Origin of the sequence: Kineococcus halophytocola (assembly GCF_041276425.1) — a bacterium.
Classification (GTDB): domain Bacteria; phylum Actinomycetota; class Actinomycetes; order Actinomycetales; family Kineococcaceae; genus Kineococcus; species Kineococcus halophytocola.
On sequence record NZ_JBGFTU010000029.1, the window covers coordinates 15,731 to 36,307 of the forward strand.

Annotated in this window: 13 protein-coding genes; 6 read left to right on the forward strand and 7 right to left on the reverse strand. The window is 73.5% G+C overall.

From position 1 onward, the window contains the following. Positions 1-11 precede the first annotated feature (11 nt). Both AB2L27_RS18795 and AB2L27_RS18800 read right to left on the reverse strand, forming a co-directional pair. On the reverse strand, positions 12-1,067 hold the full coding sequence (locus AB2L27_RS18795) for an HNH endonuclease signature motif containing protein (protein WP_370443019.1): 1,056 nt from the start codon (positions 1,065-1,067) through the stop codon (positions 12-14). After that, entirely contained in the window at positions 1,068-2,456 is a 1,389-nt protein-coding gene (locus AB2L27_RS18800; protein WP_370443020.1) for an ADP-ribosylglycohydrolase family protein, read from the reverse strand. Between the two features lie 253 nt (positions 2,457-2,709). Between AB2L27_RS18800 and AB2L27_RS18805 the strand changes: the two genes are divergently transcribed. Next, on the forward strand, positions 2,710-3,114 hold the full coding sequence (locus AB2L27_RS18805) for a very short patch repair endonuclease (RefSeq protein WP_370443032.1): 405 nt from the start codon (positions 2,710-2,712) through the stop codon (positions 3,112-3,114). 265 nt (positions 3,115-3,379) lie between these two features. Then, positions 3,380-5,473 (forward strand): nuclease-related domain-containing DEAD/DEAH box helicase, encoded by a 2,094-nt coding sequence (locus AB2L27_RS18810; protein WP_370443021.1) that lies wholly within the window; start codon positions 3,380-3,382, stop codon positions 5,471-5,473. Between the two features lie 74 nt (positions 5,474-5,547). On the opposite strand, the gene AB2L27_RS18815 is transcribed toward AB2L27_RS18810, so the two are convergent. Further along, positions 5,548-8,634 carry a DEAD/DEAH box helicase gene (locus AB2L27_RS18815; protein ID WP_370443033.1) on the reverse strand — a complete coding sequence of 1,029 codons (3,087 nt, stop codon included), beginning with the start codon at positions 8,632-8,634 and terminating at the stop codon, positions 5,548-5,550. 348 nt (positions 8,635-8,982) lie between these two features. Between AB2L27_RS18815 and AB2L27_RS18820 the strand changes: the two genes are divergently transcribed. The 4 genes from AB2L27_RS18820 to AB2L27_RS18835 all read left to right on the forward strand — a co-directional run bounded on the left by AB2L27_RS18820 (position 8,983) and on the right by AB2L27_RS18835 (position 12,219). Continuing rightward, complete coding sequence (locus AB2L27_RS18820; protein ID WP_370443022.1) at positions 8,983-9,612, forward strand: nucleotidyltransferase domain-containing protein; 630 nt, start codon at positions 8,983-8,985, stop codon at positions 9,610-9,612. Continuing rightward, positions 9,609-10,019 carry a hypothetical protein gene (locus AB2L27_RS18825; RefSeq protein WP_370443023.1) on the forward strand — a complete coding sequence of 137 codons (411 nt, stop codon included), beginning with the start codon at positions 9,609-9,611 and terminating at the stop codon, positions 10,017-10,019. Before AB2L27_RS18820 ends, AB2L27_RS18825 begins: the two co-directional genes overlap by 4 nt. Positions 10,020-10,305: 286 nt before the next feature. After that, a complete protein-coding gene (locus AB2L27_RS18830) occupies positions 10,306-11,319 on the forward strand; it encodes a Fic family protein (RefSeq protein ID WP_370443024.1) in 1,014 nt (337 codons plus the stop codon). A gap of 48 nt (positions 11,320-11,367) precedes the next feature. After that, complete coding sequence (locus AB2L27_RS18835) at positions 11,368-12,219, forward strand: hypothetical protein (protein ID WP_370443025.1); 852 nt, start codon at positions 11,368-11,370, stop codon at positions 12,217-12,219. Position 12,220: 1 nt separating this feature from the next. On the opposite strand, the gene AB2L27_RS18840 is transcribed toward AB2L27_RS18835, so the two are convergent. Genes AB2L27_RS18840 through AB2L27_RS18855 form a run of 4 tightly spaced genes read right to left on the reverse strand, consistent with a single transcriptional unit; the run spans position 12,221 to position 20,260 of the window. After that, positions 12,221-13,441: a TIGR02679 family protein gene (locus AB2L27_RS18840; RefSeq protein ID WP_370443026.1), complete on the reverse strand. Its 1,221-nt coding sequence runs from the start codon at positions 13,439-13,441 to the stop codon at positions 12,221-12,223. Beyond that, a complete protein-coding gene (locus AB2L27_RS18845; protein ID WP_370443027.1) occupies positions 13,438-17,538 on the reverse strand; it encodes a TIGR02680 family protein in 4,101 nt (1,366 codons plus the stop codon). The genes AB2L27_RS18840 and AB2L27_RS18845 overlap by 4 nt, the downstream gene beginning before the upstream one ends. Then, entirely contained in the window at positions 17,535-18,728 is a 1,194-nt protein-coding gene (locus AB2L27_RS18850) for a TIGR02678 family protein (protein WP_370443028.1), read from the reverse strand. The genes AB2L27_RS18845 and AB2L27_RS18850 overlap by 4 nt, the downstream gene beginning before the upstream one ends. Beyond that, positions 18,725-20,260 carry a TIGR02677 family protein gene (locus AB2L27_RS18855; protein WP_370443029.1) on the reverse strand — a complete coding sequence of 512 codons (1,536 nt, stop codon included), beginning with the start codon at positions 20,258-20,260 and terminating at the stop codon, positions 18,725-18,727. Before AB2L27_RS18855 ends, AB2L27_RS18850 begins: the two co-directional genes overlap by 4 nt. Positions 20,261-20,577 lie beyond the last annotated feature (317 nt).

The window sequence follows — 20,577 nt, forward strand, 5'->3', positions numbered from 1 at the left end:
AGGTACGCACCTCACCAGGCGAGGTGGCCGTCGAAGAAGTCGTAGAGCCCCGGTGCCCGCCACAACGGCGAGCCCGCCGTCGCCGCGCGGTACACCCCGGTCGCCGCACCGCGCACCCGGTCGGTGTCCACGGGCCAGCGCAGCGGCGCGGCCAGCGCCTGCAGATCCGCCTCCGGCCGGGCCAGGAGGTCGCGGACGTGCTGCACCGCAGGCAGCGTCGCGAGCTTGTCGCCGTTGCAGCGCGGGTCGACGGCCACGAGGTTGCGAGCGCCGTCGAGCGGGACGCCCGACCACGGCAGGACGTGGTCGACGTGGACCCTCGCACCCAGCCGCTGGTCGCAGTAGAAGCAGCGGTTGCCCTGGAACTCCCGCAACCCCGGGGCGAGCCGAGCGACGGCCGTCCGGTCGGCGCCGAAGAGGAAGGCGTGCAGGTCGGGGACGTCGAGCTCGGCGGCGTTGTGGCGCTGCACGTCGTCGACCCACCACTGCTGCACGACGGGTTGCAGCAGCGGGGAGACGCGGGCCAGCGCCGCGGGAACGCCGGGGAACAGGTCGACGGCCCAGTCGCGCTGCGCCAGAACCGATCGCGACACGTCGTCGTGCAGCCAGGAGTCGTCGTAGAGGAACGGGGCACCCGGTTCGCGGCCACCGGTCCTCTGCAGGCGGAACACCGGCTGCCGCGCCAGCGTCAGGGCGATCCGGTCGACGGCCGCGGACCAGCGCGCGGGGTCGGCCTGCCGCAGTTGCGCGGGGGTTGACAGCTTCCGTGCTCGCGCTTCCCGTTGCAGGTCGTGGACGATCGAGGGGATCGTGACGGCCCCCGGCCGCGTGTGCTGGACCTGCCGCAGCACCCCGTGCTCGCCGTAGACGCGGACCTGCGGCCAGTACGCCTCGACGACCCGTTCGGCGAGCGCCGGGATGGGCACCCGCAGCCCCGCCTCCGGCCCGACCGGATTCTCCAGGCAGTGCTGCAGCAGCGCGTCGAGCGTCGCCAGCTTGTAGGTCGAGACGCGCCGCCCCGTGGCCAGCAGCTGGGCCAGGCGCGCGCCGAGGTCGAGGGCGTCCACCTACCGCCGCCGGGCGAACTCGTCCAGGGCGGCGGTGAAGGAGGAGTTGTGCTCGCTGAGGTGCGGCCACACGGACCGGACGCGGTCGGTCGCCTCGCGCGCCGACAACCCCTCCGTGCGGACGAGCCACGCGCGCAGGACGAGACCGGTGCGGGACGCGCCGGCGTGGCAGTGCACGAGGACCCGTTTCCCGTCGGCGCGCAGCGCCGCGATGTCGGCCAGGACGTCGTCGAGGACGGTGACGAGTTCGGTGTTCGTGTCGTCGTCGGTGAGGTAGGCGAAGCGCTGGACGTCGTGCCCGAACCGTCCCCCGGTGCGGCACAACGAGACGACCGCGAGGTCCCGGTCGCTGCCGCGGGCGCCGTCGAGGTCGCACGCCCACACCCCGTCGGTGACCTCGACCGGTTCCAGGCCGCGGCTCGGCGTGGGTTCGTGCAGGTCCCCGACGTCCCCGGCGAGTTGGGCGGCCAGGTGCTGCAGGTCCCGCAACTCCCAGACGCGGCCGCCGAAACCCGGGATCCGCCCGTGGACGAGCGACGTCCAGCGGACCGGGATGCCGGTGATGCCCGCCCGTGCCCCGGCGAGCGCACCGGTGACGCATCCGACGGTGTCGGTGTCCCCGCCGAGGTCGACGACGAGGCGCAGCGCCTCCTCGAAGGTGCGCGAGTTCCGCAGCGCCCACAACGCCGAGCCCAGCGTCGGCCACACCGCGCCGTTCGACTCCGTCGCCCGGTCGGGGGTCCAGTCCCGGTGGCACGTGCGGGCCCACTTCTCCCGGTGCGGCTCGGCGATGAGCGGCACCGTCTCGGTGACCGCCGCGTCGACGTCGCGCTCCTCCAGCAGCGCGCGCAGCGCCTCGTGGAAGAGTGCGCACCCCTCGCCGGCGGCCGGGTCGCCGTGGGTGAGGGCGCTCTGGCGCCGCGCCGCGTCCACCGTCGCCTCCCGCCCCGCGCCGGCGAAGAACAACGCCGCCGGTGTCGTACGCATGAGCGAGCCGTTGCCCGCCGCGCGGTGCCCCGCGCGGACGTGCTCGACCGCCGCCGCGTCCCACGGCAGCCCCGAGAGCAGGACCGCGGACGTCTGGACGCCGATGTCCGGCGGCCCCGCCTGCGCCCACGTGCGGAAGTGGTCGAACACGTCCGCCCCGTCCAGCTCGCGGTGCGCGACGAGGGACTGCGCCAGCAGCAGCGCCATCTGCGTGTCGTCGGTGAACTCTCCCGGCTCCCACCCCAGCGGCCCGCCCCCGCACATCTCCGTGCGCACGCCGCGGGCGGCGGTGGGGAAGCGGGCGCTGAACGCGTCCGGCGGGCCGAACTCGAACGGCGCGCCGAGCGCGTCGCCGACGGCCGAGCCGACGAGGGCGCCCATCACCCGGTGCTGGCGGTCCACGGTGGCCTCCTCGGTGGTCGGGGTTCGACCCTAGCCAGCCGTCGACGGAGGGGGACGGGCGTGTCGCCAGACGGGAGCGTGGGAGCCCGCCAATCGGTAGCGTCCAGAAGTCCGTGGCGCCGTGCGCTAGGGATCGCCGCCTGTGGATGACGACCGGACCGTCTCGCCGCGCCCCGTACGGTGCGGCCGTGTGAGCGCATGGGAGGAACCCGGCCCCGCCCCACCCGCCTCGACCACCGCCGTCGCCGGGATCATGCGCCGCACCAGCCGCCGGGACACCCGCCCCGAGCTCGCGCTGCGCCGGGAACTGCACCGCCGCGGTCTGCGCTACCTCGTCGACACCACCCCACCCGGCACGAACCGGCGCCGCCGCGCCGACCTCGTGTTCCGCGGCGCCCGGGTCGCGGTCTTCGTCGACGGCTGCTTCTGGCACTCCTGCCCCGTCCACGTCCACCGCCCGAAGGCCAACGCGGAGTGGTGGCGGGTGAAGCTCGCCAGCATCACCGCCCGGGACCGCGACACCGACGCGGCGCTCGCGGCCGCGGGGTGGCACGTGGTGCGGGTGTGGGAGCACGAGGACCCGCGCGCGGCGGCCGACCGCGTGCACGGGGTCGTGCACGCCCGCCGGAAACAACCTCGCCGGCCGCGGTCGAGTTGAACCGACGCGTCAGCGTCTCCGCGGAGGACGTGGGCCTCGGGCGCCGTCCGGCCCGGCACGCTGGACGACGTGGCAGTCCGGGGCGGGCGGACTGGCCGAGCGGCAGGCCGTGGGCCGGTAGCTGTCCTGCATGGACCTGCCGCAGCACTGCTGCTCCGATCCGGGCGTCCTGGTTCAGCCTGGTCGGTGCGGCTGCCGATCACCCTCCCGAGCGATCGTGGACGCCTGCTCGACACACCGTGAGGATGGTGCCGGAGGTGGTGGGATGACGGCGGGAGCGTCGCAGGACGTCGAGGCGCGACGGGCGCGCGCCCTCGCCGAGCAGTACCTCGCTCTGGCCCGGCAGCAGCAGCGCATCGTCCGCCGTCACGAAGCCGGTAGCGCCGGCGAGCGCCGCATCGGCGCGCTGCTGCAGCCGATGTCCGCGTACGGCTGGACGTTGCTGGCGGACCGGCGGTGGCCGGGGACGCGGGCCGCCAACGTCGACCTCCTGCACGTCGGCCCCGGCGGCGTCCTCGTCCTCGACGTCAAGAACTGGCGGGAGGTGCACGTCGAGGGCGGCCGGCTGTGGCGCGGTCAGGAGGACGCGCACGACGACGTCGACAAGGTCGCCCGCATCGCCGAACTCGCCGAGCAGTCCGTCGCCGAGATCGGGCTCGCGCCGCTGGAGGTGGTGCCGATCCTCGTCTTCGCGGGGGAGTCGTTCGACCCCTTGACCCTGGGTCGCGTCACGGCGATGGGGGAGAAGCAGCTCGTGCCGTGGATCAACCGCCGGGGCGAGCGGTTGACCGCGGAGAAGCTGCCGGCGGTGTTGGCCGTCCTCGAGCGTGACTTCCCGCCCCACGAGGACGCCGGTCCCGTCGTGCTCAGCCCCGTCGTCGTCCCACCCGTCCTCCCGCTGCCCGAGCCCGCGGAGGTCCCTGAGCAGCAGGCGCTGTTCAGCGCCGTCGAGCTGGAGGACTCCCTCCTCGAAGGCGCCCTCGCCGCGCCCATCGAGGACTGGATGGCGTTCCTGCACCCCGGCCAGGCCAAGCTGGTCCGCCAGGTGCGCAACGGACCGGCGCGGGTGCGCGGCCCCGCGGGGACCGGCAAGACGGTCATCGGCCTGCACCGCGCCGCCTACCTCGCCACCACCCGCCCGGGGAAGCTGCTCTACGTCTCCTTCGTCCGCACCCTGCCCACCGTCCTCAGCGCGACCTTCGCCCGGCTCGCGCCCCAGCACGTCGACCGGGTGGAGTTCTGCGGGGTGCACGCGTGGGCGCGCCGCTTCCTCGACGCGCGCGGGGTGCGTCACCGGGTGGACTTCACGGCCGCCGACACCTGCTTCTGGCGGTCGTGGGCGAGCGTGGGCCGGTACTCGGCGCTCGCCGAGGTGCCGGTGCCCGTGACGTACTGGCAGGAGGAGATCGCCTCCGTCATCAAGGGCCGCGGGCTCACCGACTTCTCCGAGTACGCCGACCTCACCCGTGTCGGCCGCTCCACCCCGTTGAACCGCGCGCAGCGCGAGGCGGTGTGGCGGCTCCACACGGCCTACGACGTACTGCTGCGCTCGCGCGGCCTGCACGACGCGGCGGACCTCCTCGTCCTCGCCCTGGCTGAGGTCCGGCGAAGGCCACTGGAGGATCCCTACGCCGCCGTCCTCGTCGACGAGGTGCAGGACCTCAGCCGCGTCGGCGTGCAGTTGCTGCACGCCCTCGGTGGGGACGGCCCCGACGGCCTGCTGCTCATCGGCGACGGCCAGCAGGCCGTCTACCCCGGCGGCTTCACGCTCTCGGAGGCCGGCATCACCGTCCGCGGACGTTCGACGGTGCTGGAGACCAACTACCGCAACGCCTCACGCATCATCGAGACCGCCGTCGCCGTCGTGGCCTCCGACGCGTTCGCCGACCTCGACGACTCCCTCGAGGAGGGCGCCCGCCGCATGGAGGTCGCCCGCGACGGCGGTGTGACGGTGCGCATCGACGCCCCCGACGCACGCAGCCTCGACGCGGCGCTCGTCGCCGCCGTGGGCGACCTCGCCGCGGCGGGCACGAGCCTCGGTGACTGCGCCCTGCTCACCGCCACCACGACGGACGCCTCCCGCTACGCCGGTGTCCTGCACCGCGCCGGCGTGCCGCTGGTCCCGTTGGAGGAGTACGCGGGGCAGACGTGCGGGCGGGTCAAGGTCGGCACCATCAAGCGGGCCAAGGGCCTGGAGTTCAAGCACGTCTTCCTCCCGGGGTTGCGGGAGGGCGGGTCGGCGGTGAAGGCGGGGGAGTCGGAAACCGCGTGGCGGGAGCGGTTGGAGGTGGAGCGGCGGGAGCTGTACGTGGGGATGACGCGGGCGCGGGACGGCTTGTGGTTGGGGTTCCTGCTTTGACGTGACCTGATCTGAGGTGATCGGCAGGTGCGGAGCCGAATCGCTGCACCTGCCGCGGTCTGATGCGGGGTTGTTCAGCTCGACCGCACGAGTGAGGCCTGGGTGAAGAAGTCCGTCGGCATCGCGTGGTGCAACCGCCAGGTGATGCCGATCGGTCGTTCCCCCTCGTGGGAGACGTAGTCGGCCGGCCCCAGGAACAGGTAGGGCTCGACGCCGAGATCACCCTGCTTGCGTTGGCGCGCGAACAGCAGCACGTGGGTACCCATCGCCCGGTGGTTCAGGTACCGCTGCCCCGTCGTGGAGGCGACGGTCGTGCGCGACTGCGACTCCCAGTGGAACAACTGCGGCGTCAACGGGTAGTCCCGGTACATCGTCGAGGGCGAGTAATCGGCTTCGGACTTCGTCAGGGTGATGAGCAGCGCGTCGGTCCGGTGTTCGGGCGCCCAGACGACTCCTTCACGGAAGGACATCGGCGGCCGCGAGGCGGTGGCGACGCCGAGAGCGCTGACGATCTCGTCGCGGGAGTACCGGGCGTGGATGCTGAGCGGCAGGTCGGCGAGTTCCCCCTCGAGCCCTGTCGTGGGGTGACGAGCGTCGTCGAAGGCGATGTCGATGAGCTGCGCCAGTTCATCCCCGGCCGCAGGTTCGCCCCGCAGCACGTCGACGATCGTGGCCAGGTCACCGGGTGCACCGGACGGCCAGAGGGTCGCGGTGAGCATCCCGGCGAGGTGCCGCTCGACGGGGGAGAGCGCGTCGGCGGTGACGTCGTCGGAGAGCAGCCGGGTGTACGCATCGCGGCGCAACCGGTCGTCGACGTGGGTCACGGCACGCACCCGCTTCAGCAACGTGGTCTCCGCAGGACCGGCTGGTCTCGTCTCCGCCCCGGCCCGGCGGCGCAGGTCCGTCCACGACCGGTTGCTGCCGAGCAGTTCCCGCACGCTGAGGCCGCTGGCGGTGAGGAACTCCGCGATGCCGCTCGTCGGGTGTGTCCGAATCTCGCTGACGAGCGCAGGCGTTCGCGGGCTGAGTTGACGCTTGATGCTGGTGACGACGCGTTCCTGCACCACCTCGTCGAGGACGATGGAACATCCCGCCGGCAGGAACGGGAACCCTTGCTCAGCCTGGTGTTGCAACGCGCCGCGGCTGACACCGGTGAGTGCCCGGAAACGGGTGTCGAAGCGGAAGTCGGCGTTCTGGTGGCCCACGAAGTCCAGCGCGGTCAGCACCGCCTTGCCGGGGGAGGTGCGCAGACCGCGCCCGAGCTGCTGCAGGAAGATGGTCGCGGACTCCGTCGGCCGCAAGAAGAGGACGGTGTCCACCTGCGGGACGTCGACCCCCTCGTTGTACAGGTCGACGGCGAAGAGGACCCGCACGTCGCCGTCCTTCAACCGTCGCAGCGCCGCCGCCCGCTCATCGGAGGTGCTGCTGCCGCTGACGGCGAGCGCGTCGATGCCCGCCTCGCGGAAGACCCGCGCCATGTAGTGCGCGTGCTCGACGCTGACGCAGAACCCGATCGCTCGCATCGCCCCCACGTCGCCGACCCTTCGGTGGAGCTCCCGCAGCACCAGGCGGGCCCGCGCGTCGTCACCGGTGTAGAGGTTGGTCAGCCCCTGGGTGTCGTAGCCGCCGCGACGCCAGGTGAGGTCGCGCAGGTCCGTGCCGTCGTCCACGGCGAAGTAGTGGAACGGCACCAGCAGGTCGTCGGCCAACGCGTCCCACAGCCGCAGCTCGGCCGCGGTTCGCCCGCCGAAGAGCGCGAGGACGTCCTGCCCATCGGCGCGCTCCGGCGTCGCCGTGAGTCCCAGCAACTCGATCGGCTCCAACCGGTCGAGGACGCGCTGGTAGCTGCCGGCGCTGGCGTGGTGGCACTCATCGAGCACGACGACGTCGTACTGGCGCGGGTCCACGCTGGCGAGGAGATCGACGCTCAGCGACTGCACGCTGGCGAAGACGTGCCGGCCCCGGCGCGGGCGCTCCCCACCGACGAGCAGCTCCCCGAACGTGCCGTCCCCGAGCACCTCCCGGTAGGTGCGTCGTGCCTGCTCCAGCAGCTCCCGGCGGTGCGCGACGAACAGCAGCGTCAAGTCGCTCCCGTGGTGCTCGCGCAGCTGCCGGTAGTCGAAGGCGGCCAGGACGGTCTTGCCCGTCCCGGTGGCCGCGACGACGAGGTTGCGGTGCCGGTCGTGCAGCTTCCGTTCCCCGGCGAGCTGCTCCAGCATCTCCTGCTGGTGCGGCCGCGGCGTCACCTCCAACCCCGACAGGTCGACCGGCGTCCCCGGCCCGCGCTGCCCGCCGGCTTCAGCGAGCGCGTCGTCCAGCCGGTCCCCGTCGCGTGCCGGTACGTACGTCTCGAAGGTGCTGCTCTCCCAGTAGCTGGTGAAGGTCGCGTCGAACTTCGCCAGCAGCGCCGGGTTCGCCACCGCGGACAGGCGGACGTTCCACTCCAAGCCGTCGAGCAGCGCCGAGCGGGACAAGTTCGACGAGCCGACGTAGGCGGTGCTGAATCCGGTCGCGCGGTGCACCACCCACGCCTTCGCGTGCAGCCGAGTACGTGTCGTCTCGTAGATGACCTTGACCTCGGCGCCGAACTCGTCCACCAGCCGGTCCACGGCCCGGCGTTCCGTCGCCCCCATGTACGTCGTCGTGATGACCCGGAGGGGCACCCCGCGGTCCTTGAGGTCCCGCAGCGCGCTCTCCAGCAGCCGCAACCCCGACCACTTGACGAAGGCGCACAGCAGGTCGACGCGGTCCGCACTGACCAGCTCCGCCCGCAGCTCGGCCGCGAGGCTCGGATCGGCGGTGCTGTTCGTCAGTAGCGCGGCCTCCGACAGTGGCGTCGCTGGTCGGACCGTCGACGGCTGCGTCAAGGCCCGCCGCCGGTGGGCGGCGAGGAGCTGGCGCGGTGCGCCCTTCTCGTCGGGGACTGGCACAGCCCCGTGCTCACCCAGGACACCGAGCAGGTCGGCTACCAAGGCGAGGCGTTCGTTGGAGTCGGTCGTCGCTTCCAGGGCACGTTCGACCAGGTCGTTGACGTGACGTGAGAGGACGCGAGGAGCATCGGCGACGTCGACGCTGCGCAGCACCGTCGTCCACCCCTGAGCCCGGGCCAAGGACGCGTCCAACCCCGTGGCTATGACCGTCTCGTGCAGGCCTTCCCGCAGGCCGTACCCGTCGTCGACAGATCCTGTGCTCACTCCTCCACTCTCGCAGACGTTCTGATCCTCTCCGGTCGAGAGCGAGTGCATGTGATCTGCCCGCGCGAACGCCAGCGCGTCGGCGCCGATTGGCGGTCGGTGAGGTGCTCGACGTGCTCACCGTCGCTGGTGTCGCCGCCACGCTGGCCTCAGGGGCCCCTGGCCATCCCGCTCCATCCTCGATCTGCTCCTGGTGAGGATCGACGAGGTGAGAGGCAGGATCGACGCCTCCGACCAGGCGACGTGGGCTTCGACAGGCTGAAGCAGGGCGCGCGATGCCTACTTTTCCGGTCAGTTGACTCTTATGCTGGACGCATGGATCTCGGCCACCCCGTACGAGCCGTCGTCCCGTCCTTGGACGGGCCAGTGCTCACCGCCCTGGCCGGGCTGACGGTTTCGATCTCCGGCCGCGAGGTCGCCCGCCTCGTCGGAACCGCCTCCCCGGCCGGGGTGCAACGCGTCCTCACCCGTCTCGTCGGGGAGGGAGTCGTCACTGTTGAGCGCCGACGGAACGCGGCCTACTACAGCGTCAACCGGAACCACCTCGCCTGGCCCGCGGTGGAGATCCTCGCTGGCCTGCGCCGGGAGCTCCTGCACCGCATCGAGGAACGGGTCCGGTCCTGGGCCGTGCCGGTCGAGACGGCCGCGGTCTTCGGTTCCCTCGCCCGGGGGGAGGGGAGCGTCGAGTCCGACGTCGACCTGTTGCTCGTCCGTGCTGACGAGGTGACGGGGCAAGGGGCCCTCGCCTGGGAGGACCAGGTGGACTCCCTCGTGACCGCCGTCCAGTCCTGGAGCGGCAACCCGGCGCAGCCGTACGACATCTCCGTGAGCGACCTCCGAGCTCACGTCGAAGCCGACGAGCCCATCGTGCGCTCGTGGCGGGGGGAGGCCATCACCCTCGTCGGTCGGGACCTCGGCGCCCTCCTGCGGAGCGTGGCGCAGTGAGTCCGTCCGGTCGCACGAGCGACTGCTCGCCCACCGAGGGGCGGACCCGGCTGGAGCAGGCACGCGCGTTCCTCGAGGTTGCGGAACTGATCGTCGACGAGATCGATGACGGTCTCGCCACCCCGCAGGTGGCGGCGTCGTTGGCGGTCTTGTCCGGCATCGCCGCGTCCGACGCGGTGTGCTGCAGCCGACTGGGACAGCGGTCGCGGGGGCAGGACCACCGGCAAGCCGTCGATCTGCTTGCCACCGTCCGGCCCGACGGGCCGGCGATGGCGAAGGACCTGCGGCGTCTCCTGGAGATCAAGGACCAGGCGCACTACGCCGCCACCATGGTCTCCGCCACCCGTGTCGAGCAGGCCGTTCAGTGGGCTCGCCGGCTGTACGACCTCGCGGTGCGAGTCGGCTGACGTCGATCGCCGGGACCGGTCCGAGGCGGGTGTCCTGGCGCCTCATCGCCGTCCCCCTGCTGGGGCACCGGGGAACGGGGTGGATCGACCGACGACCCGCCGGCTCCGCGGTGATCGAGCACCGGCGTTCGCGGCGGTCCGAGCGGCGGTGCTCCGACCTGCAGCCGCCGCTGCACGAGGGGCACGTCGCGCACCCGGTCCACCGCCTCGTCTGGAGACCGGCTGAACCTGGCCGTCGCCGAACGCTCGATCAAGCTTCACAGTCAACCTTGATTATGATGTCGCCGTGTCCCGTCTCGTCAGCGCGCAGTGGACGCCCGAGCGCGACATCACCGGTGTCCCTCGACGCCACCGTCAGCCCTGCCGCTACGACGCCTTCGTCCCCGACCGGCTCGTCGGTCGCGAGGTCCTGCTGCCCGCTGACGTCGCCGCCGACGTCTCCGACGCCGAACGCGCTGTCCAACGGCTCAACGCCTCCGGGATCCCGTACCGCGGGTACGAGGCGATCGCCCGCCTCCTGCTGCGGGCGGAGGCCGTCGCGTCGTCTCGCATCGAGGGGCTCGAGATCGGTGGGCGTCGGCTGGCGCGCGCCGACGCCGCCCGCGAGGTCGGAGCGCTCCTCAAGGACCTCGTCGGGTACCTGGACTCCGACGTGCACCCACCGGTCGTGCAGGCCGCGATCGCGCACGCGCAGTTCGAGACGATCCACCCCTTCGCCGACGGCAACGGCCGCACCGGCCGGGCGCTGATCCACGTCGTCCTGACCCGTCGCGGGCTCAGTCCCCACCACGTCCCGCCGGTCAGCCTCGTCCTCGCCACCCGCAGCCGGGACTACGTCGCCGGTCTGGAGTCCTTCCGCGCGGATGGCCATGCAGGTGTCGCCGAGTGGATCGCCACCTTCGCGGCGGCGACGTCCGAGGCGTGCGCCCGAGTGGCCGGGCTCACCGACGGACTCGTGGCGCTGGACCGCCGGTGGCGGGAGGCGCTCGGGCCGGTGCGCGCCGGGTCGACGGTGGCGCAGCTGCTCGATGAGATCCTGCCTCGGACGCCGATCACGACGGTGGCGCAGCTGGTCCGCCTGACGGGTCGCTCTGCTCAGGCCGTCAACGAGGCTGTCGACCGCCTCCACCGCGCCGGCGTGCTGCGCCAGACCACCGCGGGCCGGCGCAACCGCGCCTTCGAGGTGAACGGGCTCGTCGACCTCATCACCGGTTTCGAGCGGTCCCTCGCCTCACCCGTCGCCGACACCGCGGTGGAGCCACCCGTCCGGCCGGTGCCGCACCGCGCCCCCGGCCGCTGACGACCCGGACCGTCGTGTCCGACCCTTCTGCCACAGTCGCTACGGACGGTGACTTCGGGAGGGGACGTCATGGCCGCGGTGTTCGTCGAACTGGGTCTCCGGCTGGCTGCCTGGTACCTGCGTGCGCTCCACCGCTCCTGGCGGGTGGTGTCGCGCTGGATGCGTCCGCGCCGCTGCACCGACCCGCACGTGGAACGCCTGCAGGCGTGGCGGTCCTGGCTCGGGTACGGCAGCGTCGTCGTCGCGGTGGCAGCGTCGCGTGACGTGCACGCGGACATCGCGGGCGGCCTGCTGGAGGGAGCTCTCCTGGGGTTCGCCCTCAAGGCCGTCGTCGCGGTCCCGGTCTTCCTCGTCGGCATCGCCGTCGTCGCTGTCCGCAGCCACGGCACCCAGCGGCGGGACCGGCTCGCGCCGACCGTCCGGCCGTTCCTCCTGCTGCTCGCGGTCGTGGGAGTGCCATCGCTGTGTGTCGGGGCGATAGACCGGGTGCAGCACCTGCCGGCGGGGTCGGCGGCCTCGTCCGTCGTCCAGCCCGTGCTCCTGGGCGGCGGCATCGTGCTCTACCTGCTCTTCCCGTTCCTGCTGGCCGGGGCGGCCGCTGTCCTCGTCCACGGGGTGCGACACCTGTTCTGCGCCGGCGACGTCCACCCGCTGCTGCCCTCGATCCTGGCGTTCGTCGTCGCCCTCGCCAGCGGTGCGGAGAACGTCGACCAGGCCCTTCAACCCTCCGTCGGCGTCGAACACACCTTGTCCCTCCTGGGTGTCGGTGGTTCGTTGACCGTGCTGGGCCTGACCGTCTACGAGCACCTGCGGCTGCGGCGCCTGGGGTGGCGGTGGTCCGACCTGCGTGTCCCGATCACCGACCTCCCGCGCAACCACCCGCTGCGCCGCCGCGCCTGACTCACCCCGTGGCGAACCGCCTCAGGTCCGCGAGCAGCTCCGCCAGCACCGCCTCCTCATCGACGCCCATCCCGACCCGTTCGACCTCCACCGCCAGGTCGACGTCCCACGGCGTCGGGACGGGGTTCCCCCGCAACGGGCGCCCGGAGTGACGCACGGCGTCGCGGTAGTCCGCGACCGACATCCGCCACGGTTCCGCGCCCAGCTCCAGCACGGAACCGGCGATCGACAAGCCGCCCCAGTCCAGGTCCCCGTGGTACCGCAGCCGAACCCCGTCTCCCACCAACGACCGCAGCAGCACGGACCCCGCTGCGCTGGGCCGCCCGGCGAGGCAGACCAGCGGCGGCGTGGCCGTGCCGAACTCGTCCAGCGCGGCCCGCAGCACCACCGGGTTCTCACACATGTGCACCACCCGCCCGGCCAGTCCGGACGTCGGGACACCCGCCACCACGTGCCGCAGCGTCAGGACCGTCGGCAGGCCGGCGAGGCGCCAGGACTCCAGTGCCCGTCCGGTGGGGGACTCGTCCCCGGGGAACCCCGCCACGAGGACGGTCGAGGAGACGTCGTCGAGCGCGACACCTGCGCCCGCCCACACGGCCCGCCGTTCGGCGGCGTTCGCGGGCGCGGGAACTCCCGCGACGTGGGCGAGCGCCGAGAGCACGAGCCCCGCCAACGCCCCGCCGTCCAGGGCGTGCGGGTCGCGGACCGTGCGCTGGGCCAGGCTTCCCACCGCCTCCCCGGACGACGGCAAGGCGGCGAGGACGGCGCACAACCCCGCGGCGATTTCCGCCGAGCGCACCGACCTCCGCACCGTCGGCGAGTTCCGCGTCGTCGCCCACCAGTCGGCCCACTGCGGGTGGGCCACGACGAGATCGTCGACCGGTCCCAGCAACGCGGCCCGGGCGGCCTGCTCCGCCGCGGCCTGGTCGGCGCGCACGGGTACCGGCCCGTCGAGGTGCACGACCGCGTCGACGAGACCGGCCGGCCAAGCGCCGCGCCGCAGCACGGCGTCGACGTCTTCCAGCCGCACCGACAACGACCCGGAGGCACGTGGTGGGCGCCCGAGCAACCGCTCGACGACCTCCCGTTCGACGGGGGAGGGATCGCGCAACGCGACGGACCCGGCCACGGGTTTCCCGGCCGCGATCCGCTCTCGCACCCGGCGGCGCAACCACGCGGCGTCCGGTCCCCCGAGGAGGGCCCGCAGGCGGGCATCGTTCACGAGAACAGGTCGTCCTGCTCCGGCGGTGGGGTCGCCCGCGGGGCGGGGACGACGGACTGGCTCGTGGGCCGGTCGATCTCGTGCCGGGTGTTCCCGTCCCAGCGGAACGAGGTGACGAGCACCGCGTCGACCCCCTCCACGCGCGACAGCTGGGCGATGCCGATGCCGGGAACCTGGGGGTAGCAGGCCCACTCCCGTTCGCTGGTCATGACGACGTCGAGGTCGAACTGCGCGAGCAACCCCAGGTAGTCGGCGCGGGCGGTGTCGTCCACCCCGGCGAACGCCTCGTCGAGGGTGATGATGCGCGGGGCGTCGGGGTTCCCCGCGGACCGGTAGTGCGCCGAGGCCGCCGCGAACAGAGGGACGCTGGCCGCGAGGACCTGCTCCCCGCCGGAGGCCGGGCCGTCGGCGGGACGCCACTGGCCGTTCTGCCGGCGCTGCACGCTGAACCGGTGCCAGCCGCGGTAGTCCAGCGCGGTCGTGAGGTGTTCCAGCCACGTCCCGGCCGAACTCTCCTGGCGGACGGCCTGGATCCGCTGCTGCAGGAACTCCCCGACGGCCGTGCGGTCCTCCGCCGACCAGGCGTCGGCACTCTGCCGCAGCAACCTCCGCCGCGCCTCCTCCAATCCGGCCGGCCCGTCGGGCACGGGTTGCCACTGCATCCGCAACCGCATCCCGGTGCTCAACGGACGCTGCTCGAGTTCGGCGTTCATGTCGGCCACCTGCCGTTCGGCGGCCCGGATGAGGTCCTGCAGCTCCCCGGCGACCTCGGCGACGAGGTGGTTCTCCAGGACCTCCCGCTCGCGGGCGTCGAGCAGGCGCTGCCGATCCCCGGCGTCCGCGTCGAGGTCGGCGTGCAGGTCCGGCACGGTCGTCGTCCGCCCGGCGTAGCGGACGTCGACGACGATGACGTCCGCTACGAGCGACCACGTCGCGGTGTTGCCCCGGCGCGCCAGGGTGTCGGTGAGGTTCTTCACCTCGGCGGTCACCGCGTCCTGGGACCGCTGCCACTCCTTCTCGTCCAGGTCCTCCGGGATCGCGGTGTCGGCGCGGCGCGCGAACGCCACGGCCGGGGTGGGGGCCCACGGGGTCGAGGTGTCGGGGACGTCGAGGTCGGCCCCGGCGACGGCCACGATCCCGCTGGCGGCGAAGGTCCGCAGTTCGGCGACCGCGCCGTCACGCACCTCCTCGGCCGCCTGCAGTTCGAGGGTCAGCTGGGACCGGCGCCCCGCGACCTCGCCGAGGGCGCGCTCGGCCTCGCTCTTCTCCCGCTCGGCCGGTCCCACCGCCTTCCGAGCCCGGTCCAGGTCGTCCCGCACCGCCGCCAACTGCGCCTGCAGGTCCTCCACGGCACGACCCAGGCTCTCGCGCAACGTCTGCGCCCGCGTCCGGGCCGTCGTCGCCGCTTCCTCGCGTTCCCGCAGGACGACCTCGGCCCGCTGGGCGTCGTCGTCGGCCGCGGCGACGTCCTCCTCCGCGCTCGCCAGGTCCTGCGCGCTGCGGGTGACGGTCTCCCACCGCTGCTGCAGCTCGGTGGCGGACGCCTGCACGTCCGCGACGGCCGCGGCCACCGCGGCCACCGCGGCCGGGTCGGGGTCCAACCGCAGTTCACGTGCGCCTTCCCTGGCACGCAGGTCGGCCGCCTCGCTCGCGGCGACAGCGGTGGCGAGGTCGGCGTCCGCTCGTCGCACGGCGGCGTCGGCCTCGACGGCGGCCTCGGCCAGGGAGGTGCGGCGGGCGTGCGCGGCCCGCAGGTCCGCGTCGTCCGGCAGCGCGCGCCGCTCCGTGGCGAGGACGTTCGCGCGACGGTCCAGTTCCGCCAGCTCCTCGCGGACGGCCCCGCGGTCGGCGCCGTTCGTCGTCAGCTCGGCCTCGACGTCGGCGAGCCGTGCGCGCCGAGCTGCTTCACGCGCGCTGCGCCCGATGAACCGGGCCTCGGGCACCGACCACCGGCCGGTCAGCACACCGAGTCGGAAGGTGCCGTCGGGCGCGACCGCGCTGGTGGCGTCATCCCGGTCCCATGCCACGGTGGCCAGCGCCGCGCGCACGGTGTCCTCCGTGAGCGGCGCCGCCTCCCTCCCGTCGAGGGCGGGTCGCAGCACGTCGAGCAGGGACGGCCCGTCCACCGGCGGTCCCGTGCGCACGACGACGTCACCGTCCGGTGCGGGGGTTCCGGGGTCGGGGAGCACCCACGCGTCGAGGAGGCCGGAGGCCTGCAACGCGGCCTCCAGGCCGGCACGGTCGGTGGCGGGCAGGTCGGGGGCGAAGTCGACGACCCGCCACAGCGGCGCTCCCGGCCGCCCGGCCCGGTCCGCGGTCCGGGTGGGCGGCAGCGGCGGTTCGGTGTCCTCCCCGGCCTGCAACCGCGACCGCTCCGCCGTGAGTTCCACCTCCCGCTCGGTCAGCGCGCGGTTCCGGCCGGTCGCCTCGGCGCGCGCGGTGGCCAGGTCGCGGGTGACGCGGCCGACGGTCTCGTCCGCGGCGACCGGCAGCGGGGAGGGGCCGTCGACGGTGGACGTCCACCCGCGCAGTTCGGCCAGCACCCCCGTGACGTCGTCGAGCCGCAGTTCCCGAGCCGTGTCCAGCGCGGTCGTCACGGCGCCGACGTGGGTGTCGGCGGCCCGTTCGACGGCGAGGTCGGCCTCGGCGGACCGCTCGGCGATCCGGTCGACCTCGGCGCGGGCGCGGTCGCTGTCCTGCTGTCGCCGGTTCCGGTGGGCCTGCGCGTCGGCCTGCTCCCGCAGCAGGGTCTGCACGTGCTGGGTCTCCCTCCCGCGCCGTTGCGCGGCGGCCCGGACGGTGTCCAGGTAGGACGTGGGGTCCTGCGCCGTGGGGTCCTGCGCCGTGGGGTCCGGCGGCTCCGGCAGGAGGATCCCGGCGGCGCCCGCTCGACCGGTCAGGGTGGTGAGCGCCGTCTCGAAGCGCTCGCGGGCCTCGCCGAGTCGCGCGCTGCGGTCGTCACGGGTTCCCCGGGCGCGATTCAGCCGTTGCTGCGCACCATCAGCCGCGCGGCGGGCGTCCAGCGCCGCCGTGGTCGCCAACTCGGCGGACGTCTCGGCCTCGGCGAGGGTGGACAGGCGCTGGTCGCCGGCCAGGGCGGTCTGCCGGGCGGACAGGTCTGTCAGCTGTTCGCGGACCTGCGTGAGCCCGCCCGTGGCTGTGGTGAGCCGCTCGGTCGCCGCGGTGTGGTCGCGCTCGGCCTGCGCGACGTCGCGTCCGACCGCCTCGTAGCGGGACTGCGCGCGTCGCACGTCGCCGGTCCGACGTTTGACGGCGGCGCGGGCGTAGCGGCGGTAGTGCCGCAGGAAGGCGGTGGCCGCCTCGCGCGCTTCCAGGACGTCGTGCAGATCGCGGCGGTCGTCTTCGAGGCTGCGGAACGCCTCGGCGACGTCGGCGAGGACCTGCGGGTCCAGGGGCGGCAGCGCCTCGGTCAGCGCCGCCGACAACGCTGCCGCGTCGGGGCGTTTGGTCAGTTGCGGGCGGCGCAGCTGCACGAGCAGGTCGACGAGCGCCCCGTACCGTTCTTTCCCGAGGCGGAACAGCGTTTCGTCGACGTGCCGCCGGTAGGCCCACTGGGAGTCGAAGGGGACACCTGCGTCACCCAGGGCATCGATGAGACGTTCCCGCGGCAGGGCGGTGCCGGCGCGGTCCACGAGGAACAGGTCGCGGCCGACCCGCTCGGACGTCGAGAAGAACCAGTGCCGGGCGATGCCGCGACCGGTCACGGCCTTCATCCCGCACCCCAGGGTGCGGAACTCCTCACGACCGTCGCGGTCGAGGCGGCCGAGTTCGAGCCAGGTGTACCCGGTCCGTTCGCTGTGCGGGTGCGCCCCGTCGAGCAGCAGGTTCCACTCCATGCGCTTCTTGCGGTCCCCGTCGGGTTCGACGCGGTGCGAGGCCAGGTCGCCGTCCAGCAGGAACGGCAGGGTCAGCGCCAGCACCTTCGACTTGCCCGCACCGTTGTTCCCGCGCAGCAGCAACCGGCCGTCGTGGAACCAGAACTCCTCGACGTCGTAGTAGTACAGGTCGACCAGCCCGGCGCGCAGGGGCCGCCACCTCGTGGTGGTGGGCCGGGGCAGGTCGGCGGGGGAGTTCACATCGTCTCCGTGGGGGTGGCCGGGCGCAGGGCGTAACGGTGCAGGGGCGGCAGGGCGCGGACCTCCTCGCGGTCGACGCGCACCAGGCGCAGGGCGGCGAGGCGGTCCAGCGCGGTGGCCACCAGGGTGATCTCCTGACCGGGGGCGTCCGACCCCTTGCGCCAGTCCGCCCGGTGGGACTGCGCCAGCTGGTGCACGTGCCGGCGCAGGGCGCTGACGGGGACGGGGTCCGGTGCCCGCTCAGTGAGGAACTCCGCGATCAGCAGGGCGACGTGGCCGTCGGTCCCGTCCTCGGGCATGCGCAGGTCGGTCAGGTCGTCGGCGGGGTCGACCATCGCGATCCCCTCGGACCGCACCTCGGCGACCAGTCCCGTGAGTTCCTCCACCCGGTCGGTCAGCGCACGTCGCTGACTGGTCAGGTAGGCCAGTTCATCGGCGTCGAGGTCCGCGTGCAGCAGGACGGGATCGTCGAGGAGCCGGCGGGTGAGGCGGTGCCGGATCGCCCGGTTGCGGCCGTCCTCGGTCACCGGCGGCGGCGTGGCCGTCAGGGCCTGCACGCGTTCGTCCAGCGTGGTCGCTGTGATCGTCGAGGGCCCCACCGGCGCGGCCAGCAGACCAGCCAGGACGTGCTGGTCGACGTCGTAGAGGACGTCCCCGGCGGCCCGCAGGTAGGCCTCCTCGTCACCGCTCACCCGCGTCAACGCCCCCAGGTCGAGCAGGGTGCGGACGACCGCGACCAGGTCGCGCCGTTCCTCGACGTGCTCGAGGCGGAAGTCGACCCCGGCGGCCACCAGCTCGGGGTCGGAAGACTGCAGGAGGACGTCGTCGGCCAGCAGCCCCAGGGTGATCTGGCTCTCGGAACGGGACAGCACGGCCAGGGCCAGGCACAGCAGCACGTACCGGCGGCGGGAGTAGGGGCGACGTTGGGCGTCCACCAGCGGACGGGTCCCGTCGCCGGGGTCGGCGGTCACCTTCTCCAGACGGGCGAGCTCGGGTTCCACCCGCAAGCGCCACCCGGTGTTGAGGTCGAACCACTGCCGCAGCCAGTCGGCGTGCCTCCGCACGAGGACGAACGCCTCGGCGTCGCGACCCGCCGGCCTCAGCAGGGGCCGCAGGAGGAGGGCGCGGGCGGCGCGGCGGCGCTCGTGCCGGCGGTCGTCCTCCAGCCGCCCGGACAGGGTGCTGCTCACGACTGGGAGACCTTCGGCGCCGTGTCGCGGATGTCCACGAGACCGTCGGGCAGGTGGAGCGTCCCGTGCTCCGAGCGGACGGGGACGGTCACTCCCGCCGGGTCGAGGGTGATGCGCACCTGCAGCGAGCCGTCCGCGGAGGTCGCCTCGCACGTGGTCCCGGGAGCGTCCGGGCGACGAGCGGCGAGGGCCTGACCCAGCAGGCCCAGGAACACGGTGAAGGCCGGCCCGGACAGGTCGGGCAGGTCGCCGAGACGGCGCGGGCCGTCGGTGAGCAGCTCGGACCGGGCGAGGCGCACCTGCTCCTGCTGCGCCGCAGCGAGTTCGGCCAGGTGCCTGCGCTGTGCCGACCGGTCCTGCACCCGCGCGGGCCGCCCCCGTCGTTCGTGCCGCCCGGTGCGGCGGAACTGCGGGCTGATGCGCAGCGGTTCGGCCTCGGTCCACGACACCACGGCGCGCGGCCCCGTCTCCCGCGCCGTGAGCGTGTCCCCGTCGATGCTCAGGTGCCGGGCCGGGCTCAACCCGAAGGCGTTGTGCCACAGGCGGTGCCGGGAGTCGTCGTCCGGGGCCTGCGCGAACCACAGGGCGAGGCGGCGGAAGTCGGCCGAGCGGTCAGAACGCCCGGACCGGCGCTCGTTGATCACCTGGACGGCGCGCAGGAGCTGCGGGATCGCCGACCGGCCGCGCCGGCGCAGCACGTCCTTCTGGCTCGGCGTCTCCCGGCTGCCGACGAACCAGGTGCGCACCCCCCGCCACCGCTGGTTCCAGACCTCCTGGCCCTGGCCCTCGGTCGTCGTCCCGGCATCGTCTGCGGGGGCGAGGTCGGCCGCTTCCCGCTGGGCCACCGCGGCCAGGGCCGCGTGCACGTCGGCGGCCTCGGCGCGCAGGACGAGGTCACTGATCTGGGCGCCCACGGTGACCAGGTCGGAGAGGAAGCGCTCCAGGTAGTCGACGAGCCGGTCCTTGTACGCGACGAACGCGTCGAGGTCGGCGTCCTGCAGGTCGATGGAGCGCTGCATCGAGGCCATGAAGGCGGAGGCGTTATCGGCCAGGGTCTCCAGCCGCTGCGTGAGGGCGGTGAGCAGGTGATGGGCGCGTGCCGCGTCGAGTGGGCCGGGGCCTTCGAGGAGCGTGACCAACGACCGCAGGTGCTCGGCGATGTCCTCCAGAGCGACCGCCTGCAGTGCCCCGCGGCGACCGAGAGTCTCTTCGTAGACCGACAGCGCCCGTTCGGCTGCCTGGCCTTCAGGGGTCAGTTGGTAGAGGTAGCGCGCCCGGTGGAAGTCCTCCACCGTCGTCACGCGGCCGGTGTCGGGGTCGGCGCGCAGGTTGCCCCACGCGACCAGGGAGGTCAGCGCGTTGTCGACCGACTCCGAGCCGACCGACGCACCCGTCAGCTCCTCCACCACGTCCTCGGGTCGCAGGTGCAAGACGTAGCGGTCGCGAGCAGCGGCGAAGGCGCCCAGGACGGCGCGGTAGGTGGCGGCGTTGTCCGTGCCCAGGTGCGCGAAGGGCTTCGCCGGCTCGCTCATCGGTCCTCCCATCCAGGGATCCCTGAGCCTACGCAGGCTCCGGCCGGTCGTGGTGTCTCCAGACCCGGCAGCATCAGCGCCGTCCGGGAGGACGCGGCAGTCGGTCGAGGTACGGCTGCCGGCTCGCGACTTGGCCTCTTCCCCTGCAGCACAGCGGAAGACGTGTATCGGTGCGAGACGATTTGGAGCTGCGCCGGTCGCCGCGTACTGTTCTTCATGTCGCCCCGAGCGGGGCGGAAAACCTGAAGCTCCTGGCCGAGGGTGATCCGCGCCTGAACGTGGCGGCACCGGAAGCTCCTTGAGCGGGGCTGGGTTGA